Source organism: Rhizobium album, from assembly GCF_003122325.1.
GTDB classification, from domain to species: Bacteria; Pseudomonadota; Alphaproteobacteria; order Rhizobiales; family Rhizobiaceae; genus Metarhizobium; species Metarhizobium album.
In genome coordinates this window covers 44,707-63,977 of sequence record NZ_QFBC01000016.1, presented here as the reverse complement: position 1 = coordinate 63,977, position 19,271 = coordinate 44,707, and the positions used below count along the sequence as shown (strand labels likewise).

The 19,271-nt window shown below is 58.5% G+C and carries 16 protein-coding genes; 1 reads left to right on the top strand and 15 read right to left on the bottom strand.

The features are described from left to right. Positions 1-127 precede the first annotated feature (127 nt). The 5 genes from DEM27_RS25840 to DEM27_RS25820 all read right to left on the bottom strand — a co-directional run bounded on the left by DEM27_RS25840 (position 128) and on the right by DEM27_RS25820 (position 6,492). Positions 128-1,291 carry a patatin-like phospholipase family protein gene (locus DEM27_RS25840; protein WP_109461214.1) on the bottom strand — a complete coding sequence of 388 codons (1,164 nt, stop codon included), beginning with the start codon at positions 1,289-1,291 and terminating at the stop codon, positions 128-130. A 200-nt stretch (positions 1,292-1,491) separates the two neighbouring features. Next, positions 1,492-2,751, bottom strand: a complete 1,260-nt coding sequence (locus DEM27_RS25835) for an MFS transporter (protein WP_109461126.1) — start codon at positions 2,749-2,751, stop codon at positions 1,492-1,494. A 703-nt stretch (positions 2,752-3,454) separates the two neighbouring features. After that, the gene (locus DEM27_RS25830) at positions 3,455-4,207 is read right to left on the bottom strand and encodes an SDR family NAD(P)-dependent oxidoreductase (RefSeq protein ID WP_109461125.1); all 753 of its coding nucleotides are present in this window, start codon (positions 4,205-4,207) and stop codon (positions 3,455-3,457) included. A gap of 195 nt (positions 4,208-4,402) precedes the next feature. Next, positions 4,403-5,746, bottom strand: coding sequence for a 3-carboxy-cis,cis-muconate cycloisomerase (pcaB, locus tag DEM27_RS25825; RefSeq protein WP_109461124.1), 1,344 nt, complete (start codon positions 5,744-5,746; stop codon positions 4,403-4,405). 185 nt (positions 5,747-5,931) lie between these two features. After that, a complete protein-coding gene (locus DEM27_RS25820) occupies positions 5,932-6,492 on the bottom strand; it encodes a type 1 glutamine amidotransferase domain-containing protein (RefSeq protein ID WP_109461123.1) in 561 nt (186 codons plus the stop codon). A 189-nt stretch (positions 6,493-6,681) separates the two neighbouring features. On the opposite strand from DEM27_RS25820, the gene DEM27_RS25815 reads away from it, so the two are divergent. Continuing rightward, positions 6,682-7,575: an AraC family transcriptional regulator gene (locus DEM27_RS25815; RefSeq protein WP_109461122.1), complete on the top strand. Its 894-nt coding sequence runs from the start codon at positions 6,682-6,684 to the stop codon at positions 7,573-7,575. Between the two features lie 349 nt (positions 7,576-7,924). Here DEM27_RS25815 and DEM27_RS25810 read toward each other — a convergent pair whose 3' ends face one another. The 10 genes from DEM27_RS25810 to DEM27_RS25770 form a co-directional block, all read right to left on the bottom strand. Then, on the bottom strand, positions 7,925-8,461 hold the full coding sequence (locus DEM27_RS25810) for a methyl-accepting chemotaxis protein (RefSeq protein ID WP_280954537.1): 537 nt from the start codon (positions 8,459-8,461) through the stop codon (positions 7,925-7,927). Next, positions 8,374-9,735: a methyl-accepting chemotaxis protein gene (locus tag DEM27_RS25805; protein WP_109461121.1), complete on the bottom strand. Its 1,362-nt coding sequence runs from the start codon at positions 9,733-9,735 to the stop codon at positions 8,374-8,376. Before DEM27_RS25805 ends, DEM27_RS25810 begins: the two co-directional genes overlap by 88 nt. Before the next feature lie 241 nt (positions 9,736-9,976). Continuing rightward, positions 9,977-10,198, bottom strand: coding sequence for a hypothetical protein (locus tag DEM27_RS33685; RefSeq protein ID WP_128755571.1), 222 nt, complete (start codon positions 10,196-10,198; stop codon positions 9,977-9,979). A 123-nt stretch (positions 10,199-10,321) separates the two neighbouring features. After that, a complete protein-coding gene (locus tag DEM27_RS25800) occupies positions 10,322-12,037 on the bottom strand; it encodes a GMC family oxidoreductase (protein ID WP_205908963.1) in 1,716 nt (571 codons plus the stop codon). Between the two features lie 84 nt (positions 12,038-12,121). Continuing rightward, positions 12,122-13,141 carry an ABC transporter permease gene (locus DEM27_RS25795; protein WP_109461120.1) on the bottom strand — a complete coding sequence of 340 codons (1,020 nt, stop codon included), beginning with the start codon at positions 13,139-13,141 and terminating at the stop codon, positions 12,122-12,124. Continuing rightward, the gene (locus DEM27_RS25790) at positions 13,128-14,120 is read right to left on the bottom strand and encodes an ABC transporter permease (protein WP_109461119.1); all 993 of its coding nucleotides are present in this window, start codon (positions 14,118-14,120) and stop codon (positions 13,128-13,130) included. Before DEM27_RS25790 ends, DEM27_RS25795 begins: the two co-directional genes overlap by 14 nt. Next, a complete protein-coding gene (locus DEM27_RS25785; RefSeq protein ID WP_109461118.1) occupies positions 14,117-15,658 on the bottom strand; it encodes a sugar ABC transporter ATP-binding protein in 1,542 nt (513 codons plus the stop codon). Before DEM27_RS25785 ends, DEM27_RS25790 begins: the two co-directional genes overlap by 4 nt. 54 nt (positions 15,659-15,712) lie before the next feature. Continuing rightward, positions 15,713-16,879 carry an ABC transporter substrate-binding protein gene (locus tag DEM27_RS25780; RefSeq protein WP_109461117.1) on the bottom strand — a complete coding sequence of 389 codons (1,167 nt, stop codon included), beginning with the start codon at positions 16,877-16,879 and terminating at the stop codon, positions 15,713-15,715. Positions 16,880-16,987: 108 nt separating this feature from the next. Next, complete coding sequence (locus DEM27_RS25775) at positions 16,988-18,436, bottom strand: aldehyde dehydrogenase family protein (RefSeq protein WP_109461116.1); 1,449 nt, start codon at positions 18,434-18,436, stop codon at positions 16,988-16,990. A gap of 81 nt (positions 18,437-18,517) precedes the next feature. After that, positions 18,518-19,267: an SDR family oxidoreductase gene (locus DEM27_RS25770; protein WP_109461115.1), complete on the bottom strand. Its 750-nt coding sequence runs from the start codon at positions 19,265-19,267 to the stop codon at positions 18,518-18,520. Between the last annotated feature and the right edge of the window lie 4 nt (positions 19,268-19,271).

Sequence of the window (19,271 nt, the reverse complement as noted above, 5' to 3'; positions counted from 1 at the left end):
GGCATGCACGTGTCAGAGCTAAAGGGCGCGGAACGCACATTTTTGTTGCCGCCTCAGTGTGCGGTTCATTTGATAAGGCACTATCCGAGAACCTTACGAGAGGCGGCCCGCGCTGCGGGTGACGAACTCATTGTGAAACAGGCTGTAATAATTTCAGCGGAAAGATTGGCGTATCCTTCCACAATGCCCCGGAGGTAGTCTGCTCGTAGCCAAGCCTGTACACGGCCTGCATGTAGTTCCTGTCGAGCGGATTAAGCATTGAATAGGGAATCTGCACGTCGATTGATGCTAAATTGAAATTCGCTCCTGTGCGGCGGGCGTGGTTGTATAGCGCGGTCAATTCGCTCTGCGCCTGAGACTTCAGGAAGGTCGCGTATGCTCGGCCCAGAGACGGCACTGTCCTGTTAGGCGTAACGTTGAACTCAGGGATGAGCGCGTTGTTGACGATCACGTACAGATTGACTTTTTGCTGAACGGGCGTCTTGGAAAACAGCGCGTTTTCGACAAGAAGAGGTGGTGTCAAAATCTGGGACGTTGATCCTCCGTCGGAGTGCAGTTCCTGAAACTGCCGTCCGTTTGACGTTGCCTGGATCATGACTGGAGGAAAGACGCCGGGGACACTTGCCGAAGCGACGATAACATCTCGAAACAGCTTCAGGGCGTCCGGGTTCCCGCTTGCAGCAATGGCACCCATGTTCCAGATCACGCCGCGTTGGGTATCGAGGTTTGTCGTGAGAACAAGCAGCCGTCGACCGTTGCGGTGTTCGGCGGCAATCTGGTTAAGAATAGTTGGTGTGATCGAGCGTTCAACATGTTTTTTGAGCGGCTCGGGCTTAAGCAGACTTGAACCTAATACCCCGAATGGCCCATTGATCGCGACAAGCTCCTGGGCAACGCCGCTGGTAAATAGGTGCACCAGCGTCTTGTCGTAAGCCGAACCTAGAAAGGCGTATGGCGCGATCAAGGCGCCTGTACTGACGCCGGTTACGACATCAAAGCGCGGGCGCGTGTTCGTGGCGCTCCATCCAGCGAGCACGCCGACACCGAAAGCGCCGCTGGCGCCACCACCGGAGATCATCAGTATATTTTTGTCATTGGGATGGGTCTTGACCATCCAGTCGCGATGGCTTGCAAGCACTTCATTGCGCGGCGAATAGCGGTAGGCTCGGATTTCACCATATCCCGCGATCGAGGCATTGTCGGCCTCAAGGGCGTTGAGAGCGCGCTCTGGCGTGTGCGTGCAGCCGAAAAGAAACAACGTGGCGAACAAAAGGAGTATCAATGTCCGCATCCACGAGGTGATCGCGAAGCGAGCAGCCAGCGTCCGGGAATAGCTACGAAAGAGCGCATCATACGCGGCGGAAGTCTTCAAGATTTCTCCCGCAGACCCCAAATCGATTCTGTCTTCCAAGATGTTCTGGCTTGTCATTAAGTGGTTACTCTCGAGCCGAATTCGATGAGGAGCGCTGCCATTGACCGAAAACAGGATGTTTATTCATTCGCCTGTCCCTCTGCCTCAGGGTCAGTGAGCGGCAGTCTTGTCCACGCGACTGCTGCGGCAAGCGCAACGAACGCGATGATCGCGCCGGTCCAGACACCATAGAGTGCCTGGGCTATAAGAAAGCCGGCTATTACGGGGGAGACGGTCTCCGTAGCTGCAAGCAGCGATTGCGCGGTTCCCAGCACGATTCCTTGACGTTCGCGTGGAGCATGGACGGAGAGCGCCGAGATGAAGGTGGGGCGCGCCAAGGCGTCACCGACACTTACGCAAAGCAGGGCAAAGACAAGAACCGGAAGCGTCATCGCAAAGGCCACAGTGATGTAGCCGACAGCCACAATGGCGCATATGAGGAGAATCAGCCGGCGTTCCGTGAAGTATCGCCCGAGCCATTGCAGCAGGAATAACTGGACAAGGATGTTGATCGCACCGTCCGCGGCCATTATGTAGCCTAGCTCGCGCGGTCCAAACGAATTGCCTTCACTGGTGAAAGTCGCTTGAAGATAGTTGGCGATCTGGGAGCCATACATACCATAGGCAAAAAAGTAGCAGAGCAGTACGATCACAAGCACTCTGATCAAGGGAGAGCTGATGATCGACCTGATTGAAGCCTTATCGGACGCAGCCCGGCTCTTGACGGTCTCATCGAAGCCGTGGGATGCTACATGACCCTTGATTAAGGCAGCTGTCACGACGAAGCTGGTCGCGGAGAAGCCCATTGCGGCGTAAATTGGAACAGTTAGCGAGATGCCGGACAGGTAACCCGACAGTCCCGCTCCGGCGATACCTCCAAGCCCAACAGCGGCATTTAGGATGCCTATGGCCTGCCGACGGTTTGCCGGGGAACTGTGGTCCGCGGCGTACGCGGCGGCAGCGGTGAATGTCCCGCCCGTAAAGCCGAATAGAACGCGCGCCAACAGAGCGGGAAATACCGCGTTTGCCAGAGCGAGCATGAGGAAGCTGGTAAAAGCAGTCACCTGCGTTGCCAGCAGAATTTTTTTACGTCCCACGCGATCTGAAAGCTGGCCGACCACTGGTCCCGCCACAAATTGAGTTAGCGCTTCAGTGGCGATAACGATACCGAAAACGAGCGGCGTTCCGCCCATCTCTTTGAGATAAAATGGCAGAATTGGCAAGGCTGCGGCCGCACTCGCCGCATAGAGGCTTACGCTGAGAAAGACCGGCAGCATCACGCGCCATTCAAGCTTTGGCGCTGCTGTGTCGTTCTCTGCTGTAGATGCGTCGATGTCCATCTTTCGCGGCTCCCTGCTATTGACCGCACATGAATCGCGGACGCCCAAATACGCTGCGCAGGGATTTTTACATCACCTGATCAATGTGTAATATGCACATAACCGGAAGTAGGAAGCGCGTCAACATGAAAGTGTATAATACACGCTTTCTATGTCTGCGCGATCATGTCTCACGGTGTGATCACGCGAGCCAGAGCCTCAACGCCAGTAGACGAACCAAGCACCTTGAAAGATACCAGTGAAATCGTCCGCTCCAGGGTCCCACTGGGCTGAAGTACAACAGGGATTGGTCGCGGCTGTCCTCAATAATGATCAGAAGCTATAAAGCGAACTGCGTCTGGCTCGCGGCACCTTCTAAATAAGAAATGGTAGATGTGCGGGCCGACTTTCATTCGGAAAGAGCGGATGCAGCAAGTTTCCGATAAATAACTTCAGACCATTTTGGCACCAGAACTGGCGCCGTTGCCTTGGTGAAGGACCCGAAAGCGGCTGGCGACAACACAGGTAATGCCTGATGTTTAGCGCCACGCCAATATTCCGGTCCCGCTTTGCCTATCGCCGCGACAGCGGCAATGGCCTTGGTCCGCGAAGGTTAAAGCTGGCGGCGAATTGCCCTGAGCGAGGCGCTGGAGCCCTGGTGAAAATGCCGTCACCCCCTCAGGGTGGCGGCACCTCGAATTTGCGTCCTTCGAACCCTTGGAGATCAGATGACCTGTCCTCCGGACACCTCGATGCGCTGCGCGGTGATCCAGCGGTTTTCGGGACCGAGCAGGGTTGCGATCATTGGCCCGATGTCCTCGGGAACGCCGACACGGCCAAGAGCTGTCATGCCGGCGAACTGTTTGTTCAGATCAGGCATATCACGTACGGCGCCTCCGAGGAAATCGGTCTCGATCGCACCAGGCGCGACCGTATTTGCCGTGATCCCCCGGCTGGCAAGTTCCTTCGCCATATAGAGAGTGAGAACCTCCACGGCGCCCTTGGCGGCGGAATAGGCTGAAAAGCCTGGGTAGGAAACCCGCGTAAGGCCGGACGAGAAATTGACGATGCGGCCGCCGTCGACCAACAGCGGAAGCAGCGCCTGTGTGAGGAAGAAGACGCCCTTGACGTGGGTGTCAAACAATGTGTCGAACTGTGCCTCCGTCGTTTCCGCCAGGCTGGCCATCTCGCCGTGTCCGGCATTGTTGACCAGATGGTCGAACGTCTCTCTGCCCCACGTAGCGGAGAGGGCCGAGCGGACGCTTTCGGCAAATGCGCCGAAGGATGCAACGTTGGTGACGTCGAGTTGAAGGGCAACGGCCTTTCGGCCAAGCGCCTCGATTTCCGCCACGACGGCTTTCGCCTCTTCCGCACCGTTACGATAGGTCACGATGACGTCGCCGCTGCGCGCGATGCTGATGGCGGTGTTACGGCCGAGGCCACGACTTGCGCCGGTGATGATAGAAATGCTGTTCATGTCGATCTCCTGTTTCTAAAAAAATCTCTTGCCAACACGATCGTTATGCCACCCGCACGCTGAGGCCCGTTGCCGTATCCTCCTCAAGACTTGCCTAATCCGCCGAAGCGAAGCACATCAGGCAATCGAATCACAACGACAGAAAGCATCCGGCAAAACCGGGCGCTTTCCCTAGACATCTCTCGTAAAGAACATTTATCGCCGGGCGAGCACGCGATCGACCATCGCCGGCGCGGCGCCGAGATAGTTGGAGGGGTCCACCAGGTGTCGTAGCTGTTCAAGGCCAAGCGGCATTACGACATCCTGCATTTGGGCCAGAACCTCGAACAGGGGCGTACCGCTCTCGATTGCCTGGCGGCATCCGGTGTAGACGAGGTCATGTGCGCTTTGCCGGCCCGTGATCGGTGCAAGCGCCATCATCACCGCCTCCGCGACGATGAGCCCTTTCGAGGCGTCCAGATTCCTCAGCATTCGGTCTGGATACACTTGGAGGCCTTGCAACATGAAAGCCGCTTGAGTGAGCGCGCCGGAGGTCAGGGCAAAACTTTCAGGTACTGCGGACCATTCCAGGTGCCACGGTCCCGTCGCCCGCTCGAAGTCATGCGCCATGGCGTCGAGCATCAGGCCTGCATGCTGGCGCACCATCTTTGCAGCCGCGGCGATCAGTTCGCAGGAGACCGGATTCCTCTTTTGCGGCATGGTGCTGGACGCTCCGCGATGTCGCGCGAAAGGCTCCGCGATCTCCCCCAATTCCGTCGTCATCATGATCGAGGCATCGAGCGCGATCTTGGCGAGGCTGCCGCAGATGAGCGCTAGCAACTGCACCACTTCGGCCATACCATCGCGGGTGGAATGCCACGTAATGGCAGGGACGGCGAGGCCTAGTATATTCGCCAGCTCCGCCTGAACCGCGAGACCCTCTATACCGAGAGAAGCCAGCGTGCCGGAAGCGCCAGAAAATTGGACGACGAGGACACGTGGACGCACCTGTACAAGGCGCTCGCGATGTCGCTCCAGCGCACTCAGCCAAACCGCCGCCTTATAGCCAAAGGTAATCGGCAAGGCATGCTGGAGATGGGTCCGCCCGGCCATCGGCGTGTCCCGGTGATCGGCGGCGAGCTGGCGAAGGGCCTCGATCGTATCCGCCAACCGTTGTTCTATGAGAAAAAACGCGCTGCGGATCTGCAGAACGGTGGCCGTATCCATGATGTCCTGCGTCGTTGCTCCCCAGTGCAAATAGCGCCCGGCGTCACCGCAGGCATCGGAAAGCTGCTCGACGATAGGCAGGATCGGGTAACCGACGAGTTCTGTTTCCCGACGGAGCCTGTCGTGGTCAAAGTGGGCCGTTTCGGCGGCCTCCGCAATGCCGGCCGCCGCCGCATTGGGGATCAGACCAAGCCGAGCCTCGGCTCTGGCGAGCGCAACTTCCGTTTCAACGCAGCGCCGCACGAAAGCATCGCTTCCAAACACGTCACGCATTTCGTCATCGACGAAGCTTCCCCCGAACAGCGGGGAATCAAGGAGGGAAAGATTGCTCATGGACTGTCCTCAAGTACCGGTTTCGAAGAAACAACCGCCTCTACTTTCCCCGGTGGCGGGGTTAGTCACGTCGACGGCGACATTGTCCGACCCTTCTCGACTGACGCCGTCGACTAGAAGTTGAAACGTGCTGGTCATGGACGTATACTTTCCCGCAATGGCTTATCGCGTTGCGCACGTGCGGCTCAATGCCGGACGAGAGAGGCGACGATCGCCTGCGTGAAGGCTGGAATGTCGGAAGGCATCCGGCTGGTGATGATGTTGCCGTCGACCACCACCTCCTCGTCGACAACCGTCGATCCGGCGTTCCTAAGGTCGGTGAGGATCGAGTACCAGCCTGTGGTTTTTCGGCCGCGGACAACGTCTGCTTCGATCAATAGCCACGGGGCGTGGCAGATGGCCGCCACCGGCTTGCCCGCCTCGACGAAATCCTTGATCAGCGCAATGGCCAACGGCTCCATCCGGAGCTTGTCGGGATTAACCACGCCGCCGGGAAGAATTAGCGCGTCGAATTCCGTGACGTTGATGTCATCGAGCACCATGTCCGGAGTGATTGCCACCTCGGACACGTCAGAGTTTCCTGTCTTGGAATCGTAGTTTACGCCACGGATTTCCGTGAGTGTTGGGGCCGCAAGAACGACCTGCGCAGCAGCATCAAGCAGCGTCTGGCGCGGAATGTACAGTTCGGCGTCCTCGAAGCCGAAGGTGGACATGATCAGAATGCGACGACCGGAAAGCGTGTTCATTAAGTATCTTCTTGGTTTGCCAGGGGCAGCCACCACGGCACCTGCTGCGATTAGGACTATCATTGAACATGAAGATCGAAGGTTGCCGGATTCTCCCAAGAATTTGCCTAATCATCCAGACAGACTTGCGAGAGCCGCCGTGAAGTGGTTTGCTACTTTTCGACAGTTCATCACTGGAGAGTTTTGCAAATGTCCAGCACCCTGCTCGATTGCGTCCGCCGTTTCGCGGATGCCAATGCCGATCGGTTCGGTGTTGCGCGAACGCCCATCCCCGGCGTCTGTGCAATCCGCGCCACGACGCCCAGTGAATTGCAGTATTCAATTTCCCGGCCGCTGGTCGCCCTGATCCTCCAGGGAACCAAGCGCGTGACGATCGCCAACAAGACCTTCGATTTCGGTGCAGGGGAGTCTTTGCTCATTGCCGCGGATGTGCCGAATGCCAGCCAGATCACAAGAGCCAACTTCGGTGTGCCCTACTACTCGCTGGTTCTCGACATTGACCACGCGGTAACGGAATCCCTCGTCTTGGAGATGGGGATTGCCAGCGCTGAATCCGGCGAGCCAGTCCAGGTCGATCCGACGGAGACAGAGGTGGCTGACTCGGCACTTCGGCTCATGCGCCTCCTCGACCGGCCGAGTTCGGTTCCACTGCTTCAATCGCAGTTGATCCGTGAGATGCACTACTGGCTGCTCGCGGGACGGCATGGTTCGATCATCCGCTCGCTCGGCGTTGCGGACAGCCACGCAAACCGGATTGCGCGCGCCGTCGCGGTCATTAGAAGCGACTATGCGCAGACATTGCCCGTCGAGCGCCTGGCGGGGGTTGCGGGCATGAGCAATTCGTCGTTCCACCAGCATTTCCGTGCAATCACATCCCTCTCCCCAATTCAGTTCCAGAAGCAGCTTCGCCTCATTGAAGCGAGGCGAATGATGATCTCGGAAGGCAGCGCGCTTTCGAATGCCGCCTACGCAGTCGGCTACGAGAGCGTGCCGCAGTTCACGCGCGAGTACGGACGCATGTTCGGAATGCCGCCGGCCAGAGACGTGAAGGAAACACGAAACAGGCTTCAGGCCGCCGCGTAGCGGAAAGTGTTTTGGCACAGCATATCGTTCGAAACCAAGCGCACATCTCAGGCTCCGGCCCTCAGATCGTCCGGCCGCCATTGGTAGGGAACCCGACGCCGGTTATTAGTTCGGCTTCATCGGCGGTAAGCTAAAGTCCCGCGGCGGCGAGATCGGTGGGCCGGCACAATCGGTTGAGTGGGCCGGCACAATCGGGTGAGCGGAATGCTGGAGATAAATTTCTGCCGGCTCTCCGGCGTATCCTGAACACCTATCAGAGCGGCGTGGAACACACGATCAAAGTACGCCGCGTCCGCTTCCAGCAGTGGCTGATTGCGACGGGTGATGTTATTCGCCAATGCAGTATCAATCATGCTGATGCACGAATGGTGTCCTGCGGAGCATTCGCGTGATTGCTACCTAACCGAAACTTGGCCACAAGTGCATCGAGGCCTGCAGCTTCGTTGGCCAATGAAGCGATCGAGGCATTCGTCTCCTCTACCATCGCGGCGTTTTGTTGGGTCATATTACCCATTTGAGAAACGGCTCTGTTGACCTCGATCAAAGCGCCAGCCTGAGACTTTACCGACCCTGCTATCGTCGAAATATGTTGATGGATCATTCCCATCTGGGCTTCAATTAATCGCAAGGCATCCCCAGTTTCACCGACGAGTATCACGCCGCCCTGAACTTGTTTCTCCGAGTTTCCGATCAGTTGCTCAATTTCCTTGGCGGCGGATGCCGAACGCTGCGCAAGTTCTCGCACTTCGTGCGCCACGACTGCAAAACCCTTCCCGGCGTCTCCCGCTCGCGCTGCTTCTACGCCCGCGTTAAGGGCAAGGAGATTGGTCTGAAACGCGATCTGGTCGATGACCGTTGCAATACCCGAAATCTGTTTTGAGGACACTTCGTCTTGAAAGTGGATTTGGCGTCAGAGGCCGCGGCCGCAACAATGCGTTCGATTTCCATTGTTCGATCAGAATCGCTGCGAACGGTGTCCGTGATCTCGTTCAAAGCGCGCGACGTTTCCTCTAGCGACCCTGCCTGTCTCTCGGTCCTTATCGATAGGCTCGATATACCGTCACGAAGAGTTGTTGCTCCAGCTGCAATCTGTTCGGTTGAGATGGCAACCGAAGTGAGCGCCGCACAGAGACTTTCGACGGCTGCATTCAGGTCTTCTCTCAGTGCATCAAACTCAGCTGAAAACGGCTCGACGAGCTGGAAATCGAGGAAACCAGCAGCCAGACTTCTCAACCCTGCGGCCAGGCCAGATGTAGCCTTTGCCAGTTTCTCATTGGCAGAACGCTCAGCTTCCGCAGCGAGCTTTACGCGCTCCGACTCCAACGAGTTGCGCGCTTGTTCAGCTTGCTGTTCTATATCCAGCCGCTTGATTGCGGCTTTGCGGAAAATCTCGACAGCACCCGCAATCAAACCGATCTCATCTGCTCTCGCAACATAGGGAATTGGTCGATGCACATCGCCTGCTACAAGATCGTTCATCGACCGAATTATTCGCCTGACCGGGCGCGCTATCTGCAGCAAAACATAGATGGAAGCCGCGATAACAATTCCCATCAAAACGCCGATCATCGCAAGCACAAGTAATTTAGCCTCGGCCGCCGATTTGTTTGCTTGCTCGGCCATTGTTGTCGCACGGTCTTGCACCAGCCGTACGAGTTCTTCCGTCGCCTTGAAACCCGCCTGACCGGCCTCGACCGCATTTGCAAGCATTCCAGTGGCGGCATCCTGCATATTCATATGCGCAAAATTCAATATGCTCCCATCCAATTTCTCGAAGCCCTCAAATCCACTTCGAACGACAACAACGAGCTCCTTTTCCTGCTCACCGCTTATGCCCTTTTCGATGTCACCCAACGCACTTGTAGAATACGTCCTTATTTCCTCGACCTGCTTTTCGGCCACCAGGCGGACTTCGTCCGAAGTACCAGTGATCGACGTAAAATAGGCTGCCTGCAACTGAAGGAATTGAAGTTGAATGTTTTTCGCCGCCGCGAACCGAGGCATCATGTCATTGACCAATGCCTCTGAATTTCTCTGTGCTGCGTTGAGTGCAAGGCTAACCGTCATTGCCACGGCGCCAGAGACAGCAAGAATAATTCCGAATGCGCAAAACAAAGCGATTACAACACCGGATTGTTTTACTCGCCGCCAATACTTCATTTTGAGCCCCTAGATCTGGAAATAATAGGTATGCGCTGACATGGACAGCGACCATTGGTGCGATCATCAAGCCAAATGCGACCTGCGGACCAACGAAGTTCAGGCCAAATACAACAAACAAAGAGGCGAAGGATCTGCACGGCCATGAAGCCGATGACGGTCTGTGTACATCCACCGACGCCGCCAAGCAGTGACGCCCCCCCCCAAGTGCCACCGCCGAGAAGCGTCACGAGTGCCTGGCCTATGGTCGCCATTCCGAAGAACGACGCACTTGTTTTCCGGTTGCGATGCGGCGCGGAGCAATGCCGCATGGGCCGCAAGGGATTAACCAGACGTCACCGGAAGTTCCTTCCTGAGTTTTCTTCGAGAAGCGGATCCGGCTCGAACGCACTGTCAGGACCAGCACCAGGTCTGTCATCGCCCCGAAATTCAATGCCGACAGCAGGTTCGAGATCGGGAACATGGCCCCCGATGAAATCCGGAGCCGCGGGTCCCCGGTTCGAAGCTGGATACGCGATATCAAATCGTCGCTAGTGATGCGACGACTTGATCGGTCATATACCCGCTCGGTCAGGAGCCCCTGAGCCTAAACCGTCTTCGTGATCATATCTCCGCATTTCCAGCCGATCATCATTGACGGAACGTTTGTGTTGGAGGTTGTGATCGACGGCATGATCGACGCATCCGCCACCCGCAGCCCTTCGACACCGTGAACCTTCAATTCCGGATCGACGACCGCCTCCTCGCCGACACCCATCCGGCACGTCGATGTGGGATGAAAGTATGTGGCAAGCGACTTCGCCAGGAAGGCGCGCCATTCGGCATCGTTAAGCTCGCCGTCCTTGCCCGGAAGGCTTTCTCTTTTCCGAAAGGGGTCATAGGTCTTTGCCGCGCCGATCTCCCGGCAGATTTCCGTCGCGCGCTTGTAGGCGACCCAATCCTGATCCTCCTTCAGGTAGTTAGGTTCAACGATAGGCGCAGCCCTGGGATCGGATGAGGCGAGCTTCAGATAGCCGCGCGAATGCGGTCGTGAAACACCGGACAGGATGCAGTACCCATCCTCATAGTCGAGCTTGTGGCCAGACGATGCAAAGGGAAGCGACACATAGAGCATGATCATGTCGGGCGCGGGAAGACGGCTGTCCGAACGCTCCCACATATAGACTTCGGAATGGTTGTAGTGGGAGACCGGAACGGGCGCCTTGGCCTCGTAGTTGACGCCCGCACCCAGCACATGGTCCTGCAGCCCCTGGCCGACAGGCAGATCCACGTGCGGCTTGATGCCGATGGTCTTCAGATCCGCCGCAATGCCGATTCCGGACAGCATCAGAAGCCTGGGGCTATCGATGGCGCCGGCCGACAGAATCACCTCGCGCGCCGCCCTAATCGACACAGCCTCGCCATTGTGAAGATATGTTACACCCCTGCAACGCGTGCCTTCGAGATCAAGCTTCACTACCGGCGCATCCGTCAGGAGCGTGATGTTCCCACCCCTCATGGCAGGACGCAGAAATGCCGTGGCGGACGACTGTCGGCGCTGGTCCTTGATATTGAAGTCAACCCAGGCCTGGCCTTCCATACGGTCGGAGTTGAAGGACGGGGTTTCCTGGTAGCCAAGCGACGTGCAGGCGTCCATGAAGGCGACAGCGCCTTCATGCTTCTTGTCTCCGTTGGGCTGGCTGACAAGGATTGGACCGGAGGTGCCGCGGTTCCGCCCGCCGGGCTCATAAGTTTCCATTGCGATGAAGTGCGGAAGAACCTCATCGAACGACCAACCTGTGTTTCCGGCATAGGCCCAGCTGTCATAGTCGCTTCGGTGCCCGCGCGCGTATATCATGGCGTTGAGCGCCGAGGTTCCGCCGACGACATTGCCGCGCGGCCACCGGATTTGCCGGCTATCAGCGTAGTTTTGCGGCGTCGTATCGAACCACTTCGTGGCATCCGTGCCGAGAGAGTGGGTCCAAAGGCGCGCGTCATGCACCTCATCGAGGTCGTCCTCCCGGCCCGCTTCGAGCACCAGAATACTGGCGCCGGTCTTGGCAAGTTGATACACGACGGCAGATCCTGCAGATCCAGTGCCGATTACGATGTAGTCAAATGAATCTGCCGGCTTCGTGGCGACCTTTGTCGAGGCAGCCAAGGCGGTGCCTGACCACGATGTGGCCAATGCACCCGCCATGCCGGCGCTGGCGCCAAGTGCAAGAGCCCCTCGGACGAAGCCGCGCCGCGTCATCGCGCCCCTTCTATAGGCATCGACCAGCTGATCGAGATCGGACGGTTTGCCGCTACTGAAATACCCCATAGTTTTCTCCTCCCTTTGATACTTGATTGTCGCCAGCGTTCCGGATGTCGTGTCGCAGCCGAAATCACCAGTCGGCGATCGGCGTCAGATCTGCAGCCTTATCTCCGGGCTGCGGGCGTAGATCGCGACCATGGGTACGATCATCAGACCGAAGACCACCTGTTGCGCCGCGAAGCTGAAGCCGAGTCCCACGAGCAGAGACGTCAGCACCTGCAACACCAGAACTCCGATGACGGTTTGCGTGCTTCCTCCCGCCCCACCCAGCAACGAGGTGCCTCCCAGAACGACCGCAGCGATGGTGGTGAACAGATAGGAGTCGCCCACACCGACGAAGCCGCCGCCGGAAAAACCCAGCAAAAGGATTCCCGTCGTTGCGGCGAGAGCGCCGGAAAGGCAGTAGGCGTAGATCCAGTATCGGAATGCCGATATCGACAGTCGTGCCGCGGCGATGCGGTTGCCGCCGACCGCGTAGAAGCCGCGCCCGATCCGTGATCGTCTCATCAGGAAGGAGACCGCAATAGTGGCGCACACCCAGATCAGCACGACCGGCGGGACCGGCAGGCCGAATGTGGTTCCATTGGCGGCCGATATGTGCGCAAGAAGTGCGGGAACAGCTCCCATGACATTGCCGCCATAGGCGTTTCCGATGCTCGTGAGCACCTGGGAAAGCCCCACCAGTGTAAAGCCCACGCCAAGGCTGACAATAAGCGCTTGATTCTGCAGGCTGAAACTCAGAAGCGCGTTCAGCAGGCCGACGCCGGCGCCAACGAGAACGATCAGAACGATGGCGGGGAGTGCGGGAACTCCTGCCCCAAGAAGAGCCGCAAGTCCGATGTTGGCCGAACCGATAACGAACGGAATCGAGAGATCCAGTCCTCCTAACAGCGCCACGAAGGTCTGCCCCATCGCTGCCAGGCCGAGAAAGGCCGCGAGCAGAAGGATCGAGCGGATGTTCGAGCCCGAGAGGAAGCCCGGCACCAGCACGGCGCCGGCAAGGCATAAAGCTATCAGAATGGCAGCGCCAAAGACGACACCTTTGTGCTCTAGATTCCAGGCAAGTGGAAAAGGCCGCGTAACGCCAGGTATGGTTTCATGAACGGCCATCTGAGGCTCCTTTGACAGGTTTCGACCGAAAACGGATCAAGGTTGCAAGGAGGGTCAGCACCAGCACAAGGCCATACACCGCCTGGGTAATGAAGCCGGACATTGCACCGAAATTGAATGAGGACAGGAGGTTGGAGATCAGGAACATGGCGATGGCGCCCAGCGCGCTGCCGGTGGCGCTGCCCCTGCCGCCGGAAAGCGCGGTCCCTCCAAGTACAAGCGCCGTGATGGCCTGCAGCGTTATGCGATTGCCCTGGGTTGGATCGCCCGAACCGATGACTGCCGTCTGGCAGATCGCCGCCATCGCCGCGAGCAGGCCGCCGACGACATAGGCGGCAAGCCGCACACGGTCTGTCGCAAGGCCCGCCGTGTACGCGGTCCTTTCGTCGGCACCAAGCAACTCGATGTTGTCGAACAGGGCCGTGGAACGAAGCAGACCCCAGGCGAACCCCGAGATAAGCAGGATCGCCAGCACCGGCGAGAAGATCTCCGTGCCGAAGCCCCAATCTCCCAGCCATTCCGGCGCGCTGCCGGAGGGTCGAGGCAGAATGACCAGATCAAGCCCCGCGAGCACCATATAGCCCGCAAGCATGACGATGATCGGGCTTACACGGACGATCGTGATGACGGTGGCAAGCAAGGCATACCAGGCGCAGGCGGCAAGCATCGCGTAGGCAAAGACCATGACCGGGGTGCCGAAGCCATGCGGCTGCAGCCACGCGACGATCGTCACATTGATGAAGCCGATCAGCGGGCCGATCGAGAGATCGACACCGCCGCGTCCCGCCATCGCAATCGGCGTGATCGCCATGGCGGCGACAATCAGCGGAGCGCTGACAAGGATCGCGCCGGCTATGCCGTCGATCGTGAAAAGTTGCGGGCTGAAGACAGCCGACAGCAGAAGCAATAGCGCAACCAGACCGAGGGGCATGGCCAGACTCGTCCCCGCTGGCAGGCGTTTGAGAATGTCCGTCATCATGCCATCTCCTCAACCGTTATGGGCGAAACCGCGTCCGCCAGGCGCCCGAACATGGCGTAAAGCAGGGCCTCTTCACTGAGATCGCGGGATGGCAGGCTCCTGTGAAGAGTGGTCTGTACGAACACGTCCACCCGATCGGCGAAGTCGAAGAACTCCTCGATTTCCGAAGAGAGATAGATCACAGCTCCACCTGTCTGGGAGAACGCGACGAGCTGGCGGTAGAGCTCTTGTTTGGTGCCGATATCGACACCTCTTGCCGGATCGTTGAGTACGATCACTTTCGGCTGCGCCGCGAAGGCCCTGGCAATCAGGACCTTTTGCTGATTGCCCCCGGACAGCGAAGTGATTCTGTCGTTCGGCGGTCCCACCTTGATGCCAAGGCGGGCGACCTCTCGGGCGAACGATCCACGCAGCGAACCGGCATCTATCAATCCGGTCCTGTCCCGGTGACACCCATAGGGAGCCATAGCGAAGTTCTCGAAAGTCGAAAGCGCGGGGAAGATGCCTTCCTTCTTCCTGTCACCCGAAACATAGCTCAGCCCGGCGGCGCCAGCCTCTTCGATCGACCGGATTTCAATGGACTGGCCGTGGCTTCCGAAGATAGTGACCGAACCGCTGGAAGGAAGGTCGATACCGGCGACTGTGCGAATGAATTCGGCATGCCCGGCACCATCCAGGCCCGCGACCCCGACGATCTCGCCTTCCCGCAATTCGAAACCGAAAGGCGTCGTCTCGCGGGCCAATTGAAGGGCTTCGCAACGGAGCACAAGCGCAGAGGACGAACGCGCCGTTTTCGACGGATCGAGCTGCACCTTTGCCGGCGGTTTCTCCGCCGACATCAGCTTCAACAGATTCTGTTCGGTGATTTCGAATTTGGACAGCGTTCCCACCGTCCGGCCATCCCTGAGCACAGTCGCCTTGTCGGCGATCCTGACGAGTTCGGCGATGCGATGCGTGACAATCAGGATGCAGGCGCCGCCGTCGCGTAATCGGCGAATTTCCGCGTGAAGTCGCTCCGTTCCAGCGAGATCGAGAGCCGCCGAGGATTCATCCAGTATGAGCACCCTGGGCTGGATGCAAATGGCGCGGGCAAGCACGACCCATTGTTTTAGATGAAGCGGAAGATCTGAAACCCTCGCCGTCGGATCGACCGCCTGGCCGCTCAGCCGCTCCAGCAACGCCTTCGCTTCGGCGTTTCTTGCCTTCGCGGAAAGGGTGCGGCAAAGCAGGCCGTCGCTTCCTGCGAAGACGTTTTCAGCGATCGACAGCTGTTCGGCGAGCATCATTTCCTGAAAAATGGGAGCGACGCCGAGCCGCCGCGCATGGCATGGGTTACCAGGCGTCTCACCCAGCACGTCCACCGTCCCTCCATCGGGTGCGAGAACGCCGGATATTATCTTTGCGAGCGTGCTCTTACCGCTGCCGTTCTCTCCCACGATAGCGTGCACCTCGCCCATGTCAGCCGCGAGGCTTGCATCGGTGAGTGCGCGCGTCTCGCCAAACGACTTGCTGACACCCTGCACGAGAATGCCCGTCATGATCGATTCCTCCATAAAACTGGCGAGCGGGCTGAGACCCGCTCGCGAAAACCCTCAGTTGGTCGGCTTCCAGGTCAAGGGATCGCTGGGGTGCAGGAAATAGTCGGCGGCACGCTCATCGGGGAACCACCTCGAAATGCCGGGTTCGACGAAGGAGGGATCATCGATCGAGCAATCATCCGAAACCTTGGCCGTGTATTCGGCTGCGCTGACCCGGTAGACCGAGCGGATGATCGACTGCACCTTCGGTCCCTGACCCTGTAGGGTTCTCATCAGAACGTTGAAACCTAGTTCCATCTCGTCTGCCGGCGGCCACATGTGGAAGGCGTATTTCAGCCATTCAGGGTTCTTTTTCATGTAGCAGGCCGGTCCTGCCGCGCCCGTCTGCGACATGGGCATAACCTTGCGTCCAGACTGGAGAACCGCTTTGAGGACGCCGGTTTCCTGCGCGCCCTGAGTGATGATGCCGGCAAGCTCGACCGAATTCGTCGCAAGCCATTTCTGGACTTCCGTCTGGGCGATCTGGTCCGTCCAGTTGCCGGCGACCTGGCCGACAAGCTTGACTTCAGGAAACTCCGCGAGCGCTTTGCGGGCGCCATTGTCGAAGGATTCGGATGATGCCGCCCCGGGAATGCCGGAAACCAGCAGGAAATTGCCCTTGCCTCCAGTTTCCTCGATCAGTTGCTTGGCGACCTGGTATCCGCCGTCGGTATAGTTCGCGGAGGCGTTTATCGAATAAGGAGACGTCAGATATCCTGACCAGTTGATAACAGGGACGCCTTTTCTATAGGCATATTCGACAGCCCTGTTCAGTGCGACCGGATTCGAGCAGCATAGGATTATGGCATCCGCGCCTTGATCGACAAGCTGCCGGATTTGCTGGATCTGCGTGGCGTCGTTGAGATTGGACTGCGTCACGATGACGTCGTTGACGAGACCCGCTTCTTTGTATTTTGGGAGAAGCTCCTTCATCAAGCGATCCATGGCGGCGGCGCGATAGGTATTGCCCGCGTACGAGCTCGCATATCCGATGGTCCAAGGCGGCCCCTTGCGCGGTTTGAAGTCGCGATAGGCCGAAGCCCCCGTTGGTTGTTCCGGATCAAGCCCCTGGTAGTAGGCCGCGACATCCGGCGACAGTTCGTCGAGTCCTTCAGCCGCTACCTGACCTGTGACGGAGACTGCGGCAAAGATAGCCAATGCCGAGCGCAAAAGTACTTTCATGGTATTCTCCTCCCCAATGAAACGCGCCGGAGCGCAGACAAAAGTCTCCCCTGAGGCGCCGCATGCCTGCGGCGCCTCTTCCTTGATCGCATCGATGAACCGAATGGATTACTTCTTGAACATCAATGTCTTGGTGTTGGTGAATTCACACAACCCCTCCTCTCCGTTCTCCGCTCCCATGCCAGATTGCTTGTGCCCGGCGAGCGGCAGGGTGACGCCGTGGACCTGGATCTCGTTGACCCAGACGGTGCCTGTTTCCAACTGGTTGGCCACTTCGATCGCTTTCGCACGATCCCGGCCCCAGACGGATCCCCCCAGCCCGTAGTCCGTATCGTTGGCGCGTTCGATCACCTCGTCGAAGGTTTCGTAGGACAGCAGCGGCACGACGGGTCCAAATGGCTCCTCCCGCACGATCCGGCTGTCATCCGGCGGATTGTCAACGATTGTGACGGGGACGAAATTGCCCGCCAGGCTCTCGTCGATCTGGCCACCCAGCAAGACCTCGTAGCCCTTCGCGCGAATGTCAGCGAACATGTCGAGCAGTTTCCCGTACTGCATCTTGTTTTGAATGGGGCCGAGGTCGGTATCCGGCAACATGCCGTCGCCGACCTTCTTTTCCTTGGCAAAGGCAACGAATTTGTCGGCGAACTGACGATAGACCGACGAATGGATGAAAATCCGCTTCGGCGCGATGCACCATTGGCCGGAATTGCCGAACGCGGCCCAGAACAGTTGCGGGACCACTTCATCGAGATCGGCATCGGGCATGACGATGGCAGCGTCGTTGCCGCCCAGTTCGAGCGTGATCCTCTTGAGGTTAACGGAAGACGACGCCATCACCTTCTTGCCCGTCGCCGACGACCCGGTGAAGCTGATCTTGTTGATGCCGGGATGCTCGGTGATCCACTGGCCGAGATCGTTGCCGCCGGACACGAAATTCAAGACGCCCGGCGGGAAAATGTCCTTTGCTATCTCCCCGAACCAGAGTGTGCACATCGGCGTATAGGGAGACGGCTTCAAAACCATCGTGTTGCCTGTCACGAGGCACGGCGCGATCTTCCAGAGGCTCAGGAGAACCGGAAAATTCCACGGCGTTATCGCGCCGACGACGCCCAGCGGAGCGTGCTGCACTTCGACCGTATGCTGTTCGTTGTCTTCCAGAATCTCATTGTGCAGGCGCTGCTTGGCCATTCCCTTCAGCCAATGGATAGCGAGATCGACCTCTCGCGTCGCCAATGTATGCCGCGGCTTGCCCTGCTCGAGCGTGAGCATCGTGGTCAGTTCTTCGCGACGCTGCTCGATGACGTCGGCGAACCGGGTGATGTAGTCGCCCCGTTCGTCCCAACTCAGGCGCGACCAGGACTTGAAGGCTCTCCGGGCGGCGGCAACCGCAGTTTCAAGGTCCTGTCTGGTCGCATCCGGGGCGTGGGCAATGACCGTATTGGTCGCGGGATTGTAGATTTCAAAAAGGTTGTCAGAACCCTTAAGCTCGCCATCGATCAACATGCGGAAATCGTCCGCAATCACGGCTTCGGGCATTTTCGTCGCTACGTTCATTGTTTTCTCCTGTCGTTCACATGAATCGTCATGGATGTATTTCAGTCAGGCTTTCCCTACCGACATGATGGCTTTCCACCCTCAGATCGTCCTGCCGCCATCGATCGGGAACTCCACACCCGTAATGAACTCCGCCTCGTCGGACGCGAGGTAGAGCGCCGCGGCGGCGACATCCGACGGCCGGCACAACCGGCTGAGCGGAATGCTGGAGATGAATTTCTGCCGGTTCTCCGGCGTATCCGGCACCCCCATCAGAGCGGCGAGCAGCGGCGTATCGCCAGCAACGGGGCAAAGGGCGTTCACACGGATTTTCCAAGGCGCGAGTTCGGCCGCAAGCGATCGCGACATCAGGTTCACTGCACCTTTGGAGGCATTGTACCACGTCAGGCCCGGCCGCGGCCTGATCCCGGCCGTCGATCCGACATTGAGAATGACCCCTCCCCCGGCATCCCGCATAAGCGGCACGACCGCCTGCACGAAATGATAGATCGACTTCACATTGACCCTGAACACACGGTCGAAGGACGCCTCGTCCGTTTCCAGCAGTGGCTGGTTGGGATGGGTGGTGCCTGCATTGTTCACGAGGATGTCGGGTGTCCCGAAATGCCTGCTGGTTTCCGACACGACATTGGCGACATCGTCAGCCACGCCAACATCGGCGGCAACGGCAAGGGCGGCTCCACCGATCTCAGAAGCGACGCGCTGTGCTGCCTCCAGCCGCAAATCCGCGATCACGACACGTGCGCCTTCGGCAGCAAAACGGCGGGCCGTCGCTTCGCCGAAACCGCTTGCCCCGCCAGTTACGATCGCAATTTTGTCTTTCAATCTCATCACA

Bases quoted from the DNA above. Each gene is read 5' to 3' on its own strand.
- DEM27_RS25840 (WP_109461214.1), bottom strand. From the start codon at position 1,291: ATGCGGACATTGATACTCCTTTTGTTCGCCACGTTGTTTCTTTTCGGC.
- DEM27_RS25835 (WP_109461126.1), bottom strand. From the start codon at position 2,751: ATGGACATCGACGCATCTACAGCAGAGAACGACACAGCAGCGCCAAAG.
- DEM27_RS25830 (WP_109461125.1), bottom strand. From the start codon at position 4,207: ATGAACAGCATTTCTATCATCACCGGCGCAAGTCGTGGCCTCGGCCGT.
- pcaB (WP_109461124.1), bottom strand. From the start codon at position 5,746: ATGAGCAATCTTTCCCTCCTTGATTCCCCGCTGTTCGGGGGAAGCTTC.
- DEM27_RS25820 (WP_109461123.1), bottom strand. From the start codon at position 6,492: ATGAACACGCTTTCCGGTCGTCGCATTCTGATCATGTCCACCTTCGGC.
- DEM27_RS25815 (WP_109461122.1), top strand. From the start codon at position 6,682: ATGTCCAGCACCCTGCTCGATTGCGTCCGCCGTTTCGCGGATGCCAAT.
- DEM27_RS25805 (WP_109461121.1), bottom strand. From the start codon at position 9,735: ATGAAGTATTGGCGGCGAGTAAAACAATCCGGTGTTGTAATCGCTTTG.
- DEM27_RS33685 (WP_128755571.1), bottom strand. From the start codon at position 10,198: ATGTTCCCGATCTCGAACCTGCTGTCGGCATTGAATTTCGGGGCGATG.
- DEM27_RS25800 (WP_205908963.1), bottom strand. From the start codon at position 12,037: ATGGGGTATTTCAGTAGCGGCAAACCGTCCGATCTCGATCAGCTGGTC.
- DEM27_RS25795 (WP_109461120.1), bottom strand. From the start codon at position 13,141: ATGGCCGTTCATGAAACCATACCTGGCGTTACGCGGCCTTTTCCACTT.
- DEM27_RS25790 (WP_109461119.1), bottom strand. From the start codon at position 14,120: ATGATGACGGACATTCTCAAACGCCTGCCAGCGGGGACGAGTCTGGCC.
- DEM27_RS25785 (WP_109461118.1), bottom strand. From the start codon at position 15,658: ATGACGGGCATTCTCGTGCAGGGTGTCAGCAAGTCGTTTGGCGAGACG.
- DEM27_RS25780 (WP_109461117.1), bottom strand. From the start codon at position 16,879: ATGAAAGTACTTTTGCGCTCGGCATTGGCTATCTTTGCCGCAGTCTCC.
- DEM27_RS25775 (WP_109461116.1), bottom strand. From the start codon at position 18,436: ATGAACGTAGCGACGAAAATGCCCGAAGCCGTGATTGCGGACGATTTC.
- DEM27_RS25770 (WP_109461115.1), bottom strand. From the start codon at position 19,267: ATGAGATTGAAAGACAAAATTGCGATCGTAACTGGCGGGGCAAGCGGT.